General features: G+C 60.5%; 6 protein-coding genes. 4 read left to right on the top strand and 2 right to left on the bottom strand.

Features of this window, described 5'->3' with window-relative positions; translation table 11 throughout:
- On the bottom strand, nucleotides 1–793 hold a 793-nt coding region (locus tag AC1D1P_RS14630), incomplete at its 3' end, for an acyltransferase family protein (RefSeq protein WP_477673485.1).
- Nucleotides 794–1,166: 373 nt separating this feature from the next.
- Between AC1D1P_RS14630 and AC1D1P_RS14625 the strand changes: the two genes are divergently transcribed.
- From AC1D1P_RS14625 to AC1D1P_RS14610, 4 genes are read left to right on the top strand one after another with little or no spacing between them, the layout of a single operon-like run.
- Nucleotides 1,167–1,442, top strand: a complete 276-nt coding sequence (locus AC1D1P_RS14625) for a DnaJ domain-containing protein (protein WP_477669727.1) — start codon at nucleotides 1,167–1,169, stop codon at nucleotides 1,440–1,442.
- A 45-nt stretch (nucleotides 1,443–1,487) separates the two neighbouring features.
- The gene (locus AC1D1P_RS14620) at nucleotides 1,488–2,057 is read left to right on the top strand and encodes a hypothetical protein (protein WP_477673484.1); all 570 of its coding nucleotides are present in this window, start codon (nucleotides 1,488–1,490) and stop codon (nucleotides 2,055–2,057) included.
- Nucleotides 2,058–2,091: 34 nt separating this feature from the next.
- Entirely contained in the window at nucleotides 2,092–2,856 is a 765-nt protein-coding gene (locus AC1D1P_RS14615) for a hypothetical protein (RefSeq protein ID WP_477673483.1), read from the top strand.
- A gap of 14 nt (nucleotides 2,857–2,870) precedes the next feature.
- A complete protein-coding gene (locus AC1D1P_RS14610; protein ID WP_477673482.1) occupies nucleotides 2,871–4,082 on the top strand; it encodes a hypothetical protein in 1,212 nt (403 codons plus the stop codon).
- 39 nt (nucleotides 4,083–4,121) lie between these two features.
- On the opposite strand, the gene AC1D1P_RS14605 is transcribed toward AC1D1P_RS14610, so the two are convergent.
- Entirely contained in the window at nucleotides 4,122–4,613 is a 492-nt protein-coding gene (locus AC1D1P_RS14605; RefSeq protein WP_477673481.1) for a hypothetical protein, read from the bottom strand.
- Between the last annotated feature and the right edge of the window lie 124 nt (nucleotides 4,614–4,737).

Here is a 4,737-nt window from a genome sequence, read left to right as displayed (position 1 = left end):
GTAAAAAGGCCGCGACAACCGGAGGAATAGCCCACCAACCTGGAAATCCATGGAGCTCCGAAGTAAAGAATATGCTCAGCGCAAGGGTCAACCCTCCAAGAGTTGATAGCATATCTGCGCTGACGATGCGTTGCCACCGTTGAATGCGACCAGCATTCGATTTTGAGCTGGATTGCGCGAGAGCTGCTCCGGCAAGCAACTCCCAGAACCGGGCTGCAGGCGAATAAAACGCGGCCGCAGGATTAGATTCAAGCGTCATGACGCTGAGCACAAACGACCCAAGTCCGACTGCGGCCAGGAGTGCCACAACACCGCCCCGGCGCTTGTAAGCGGTCCAAAGTAACACGGGCCACAGCAAATAGAACTGTTCTTCCACGCCGAGCGACCAAAGGTGAAGGAGCGGCTTAGCCGATGACGAGGTGTCAAAGTAACCTGTCTCCCGCCAGAGCAGGAGGTTTGAGAAGAATCCCGCTCCTCCAAGGGTGTGCGCGCCTAGGTCTCGAAGGTCGGAGGGCAACAGCAGGGCTATGCCAACGGCAAATACGGCGATCAGGACGACCGTCAGCGCCGGCACAATTCGCAGCACTCGCCGTTGATAAAAACCAAGGATGCTGAATTGCCCCGTATGGAGGGAGGTGAGGATGATGCGGGAGATCAGGTATCCCGAGATGACGAAAAAAACGTCAACGCCTACAAAGCCTCCTTCAAGCCACGTCGGGAAGGCGTGAAAGCTGATGACTGACAGGACTGCAATGGCGCGAAGCCCGTCAATGTCAGGTCTATAGTCGCTCAAAGAGCTTCCCTCACAAAATTTTTCTGCGTATGGGGCATCTTGCGGGTGGGGATTGCGTGGTCGTTATTCCAGCGCTCGACAAGAACACTAGTTGCTGGACTCGACGCCGTCAGAGAATACCCGATCCGACGCAGCTCGGGGCCCGCATCGCCGCGTCCAAGGTGAGGCTGGCTGCATTGATAAGCAATAGATGTTGATCGGGCTGGCGGCAAGTGCGAACCAAGGCCATTTTCCCGCCGCCAGCCTGCACGCCGCCAGACAGGCATAATCCTTGATCCCTCCGCCGCGCGCGCCGGCGACTCCCTCTCACTTCGTGAGTCTTCAACATGCCGTGCAGCTCCCTGTCTGCGGTCCAGGACACAGCCACCTTTGCATGACTGATCACTACACCGCCCTCGGCCTGGACAGCGCAGCAACGCTGGCCGATGTCAAAAAAGCCTTTCGCCAGAAAGCCTCCTTCTGGCACCCGGACAAAAATGCCAACCCCGAGGCGCCTGAGCGTTTCAGGGCGGTGCAGCAGGCCTATGAGGTGCTGTCGGATGCGGACAAGCGCCAGGCCTATGACGACAACCGCCGTCGCAACCTGCTCGACAGCCCGATAGACACGGCGCGTGTGATCTGGGCCGATTATTTCAACCCACTGCTGTGACCCTCGCTGACCGAAAGAAGAACACCCCATGAAAAACCCGGCAGCATGAGTGTCTCCCCCTATTTCCTCGACCTGCGTTCGGCCTACCAGTCCGAGATGGACGACCTGCGATTCGACTCCGAGGGGCGCGACGTGCTTCACCAGCGCCTGGCTGGCAAACGCCAGGAGATGGCCTTTCTGGTCCAGATGATGGACACCAGCCCCGAGATGGTGGCGGTGGTGTTTCACCAGGGGTTTGATTTCACGGGAAAAACCGTGATGGAACACCTGCTCAGCCACGATGTCGATGGTTTTCCGGCCTGGAGCAGCCTGGCAGGTGGTTTTGTGCTGGCGCCCTGGGCCCAGGACCTGGCGCACATCGTTCTGCGGGCGCCCGGCGGGGAGAAATTCCTGACGCTGACGGCGGGGCTGGAATACATGGCGGGCCTGCCGGTGGCCGCGTCCATCGTGAGCACCGAAGAAGGCGACGACGACGAAGACAGTGATGAGAACGGTGACGGCGCCCTGGTGATGTTTGAGGGCGATGACGATCGTGAACAAAGCGCCGATGCCCGGGCACGCCACGAGGCAGGTTCTGACTGGCTGGTCCAGCAGGGCTTTGACGCCAAAGACTGACGCAAGCAAGCATGCCCTGGAAGGTAAAACCCTGATGACGAAGCGTCTCGCACTGATTGAAAAAACCCAAAGCCTGATTGCGGCCGGCGACATCGTCGGCGCCGAGGCTGCGCTGGTCGCGCTGGCCGACGACGAGGGTGACGCAGCGTTGATGGTGGTGCTGGAGCAGTTGCCGCCCAAGGACGTCCTGGCCGTCATTCGCGAGTACGACAACTCCCGGGAGTCGGTGGTCAGCCTGCTGGTCACGCCCGCGCAGTTTGCCCGCGCGGTGGTGATTGAAAAGCTCTACAAGGACCTGACCCGCACGCACCTGCGCGGCATGGTCAATGCGGTGATCTTCCGGGAGGACGCGGACCCGCTGGAATTTCTTAACGCGATTGGTGACCTAGACGGTGGCAGCGAAGCCCTCGCCGATTATTTTTCGGACCAGTGGAGCCGTGTCGAGGCCTTTGCGCGCAGCGGCAGCTTTGAGCTGGCCGACGAGTACGGCAAGATGCTGTCCCAGTCCGCGCTGCTGGCCTCGGCCTACGAAAGGCCACGTGTCCAGCTGGATGAGATCGCCGACCAGGACTGGATGCAGCTCGCCTGGCTGCTGCGTTACGAACTACCTGACCTGTTCATTGAAACGCTGATGGTGCTGCGCGCCAAGGGCAGTGCGCACAAGGCGGCTTCCGATGAGGAGAATGAAGAGAATGAGGACGATGTGCAGGACGACGACGGCAAGGTTGAGACCGGCGACACCGATCGCGGCAAGGCCACGCCGACGGCGCGTGAGTCCGACGAGGAATCGGCGATCTGAATTTGCAAACGCCCATGTCGTCGCCTTCCGTCATCTCGCTCTACGATACGCGCGCCTTTTTTGAAAAGGCACTGCAATACGGCGTGCAGCACGGCATCATCGGTGCCGAAAAAATCGAAGCCATGCGGGTCGAAGGCCCCAAGGGCATGGTGCAGATTGCGCGTTATTTCGGCAATGAGTTCCTGCGCCCGGACCTTGAAAAAGCCCGTGACCGCATGGTGAACCTGATCAGCCTGTACCTCGAACATTCCTGCCAGGGGGACCTCCACCAAGCGGCTGAATCGCTGCGCGATTTCTCGCTGCTGTCGCGCTCCAAGGGTGGCTCGGACATGCTCAAAGCCCTGATCGCCATGCCGCAAAACAGCCACTTCGGCATGAATGAACGCGGCGGCTTCACCGACGGGCACATTCCGCTGCTGGCCAAATGGTCGCTGCGCAACCTGGCCGACTACCAGGCCGAACTTGCCAGGCGCAGCCATGTGGCGCAGGTTGTGGATTCGGCCATCTGGCTTGCCGGAGAGCTGGGCATGGACGCCGCCGAACTCGAAGACGCGGGCAAGGATGCCGAAGCGGTGATTCGCACCGCCTTGCTGGTGCTGGCGACGGGCCGCACCGAGATGCCCGACTGGGTCGCGTTCGAGAAGATGATTGCCGCCTTGCGCAAAAAACACGAGGCTGATCCGGCGGCGCTACCGCTCGCCGTTCCGAAAAAGCTGCCTGCCCACCTGCGGGATGTGGTGGAGGCAGTGCGTCAGTCCGTGATGGCCGACGCGCCAAAAATACTCGACGCGACCTTGCCGCCGCGCCAGCTGTTTGACCGCAGCCCGGCCTTCATGGGCCGGTATTTCTGGGTTGAAGACGGCCTGAACGAGGTCGATCACCATGACCGTCAGGCATCCGCTGTGTGGAGCAAGGTGACCGGCGGCAATGCGGACGATGGTTCGCTGTTGACCCTGTTCCTGTGCGTGGCCGCCGGCTCCGCGCCCAAGACCCTGCTGACCGAGAAAAGCGCCGCGACCCTGCTGCGCAAGATCCGCAAATCCGGGTTCAAGCCCGCGCTGGCCCACGAGTACATCGTGGACCACGCGCCGGTGCAGCACCAGGACGCCTACGCCAGCTTGTGGGATGACTTTGTAGAAGAGGCGCAGGCCACGCTGCAAAGCGATGCCGCTCATGCGCTACACGACGCGCTGGCCTTACTGCGGCGGGAATGCCACGTGCAATAGGCGGTTTGTGCCTGGGGTGGTGGGAGCGCGGGTTTTGCCTTATGGCTCCTTCCGCCTGAAGAAGAAGGCGATGGCAGTGCCAATCAGTCCAAAGAAAAGGGTGCTTGCCGCGGCGGCAATGTACTCGGCCGGGCGCCCGGAGCTTAGCAAGTGCACAGCGAGTCCAAGAGCCGAAATTGCCAGGTACAACGCGCCAGCCCGGGCGATGGGGTTGTGATAGCGACTTGAATAGAACGCAAAGAACAGTATCGTGAGAACAGGAATCAACATGATGGGCGATGTGACCATTCCCTCCGCGGCCGTTCTGAAACCGCTGCGTAACAGCATGTTCGCCAAAATGGATGTGACCACGCCCAGCAGTACCGCAGATAGGAAGTAGCCGAGCGACCATTTAAGCAACACGACGAAATCTGAATCAGCACGCTTCTCGGTGTTCGGGGCATCTGGTTCAACGAAGATGCCGCAGCCACAGGCGGAACACGCCAGAAGTGCATCTGGGGCAGGCGACTGACATTCGGCGCAAATTTTCATCTTGAGGCGTGGCGTTGAAGATGGCCGGCGGCCAGACTCGGCCGCAGAGCGACACTGTTAGTCATCACGTTCAAAGCTTGGGATCCGGAAACGGCAACCTATCTTGCGAGCTGCTCGGTTGGGC

It is taken from the genome of Polaromonas sp. P1_E1_2 (assembly GCF_056406035.1).
This window is presented reverse-complemented; position numbering and strand designations above follow the sequence as displayed.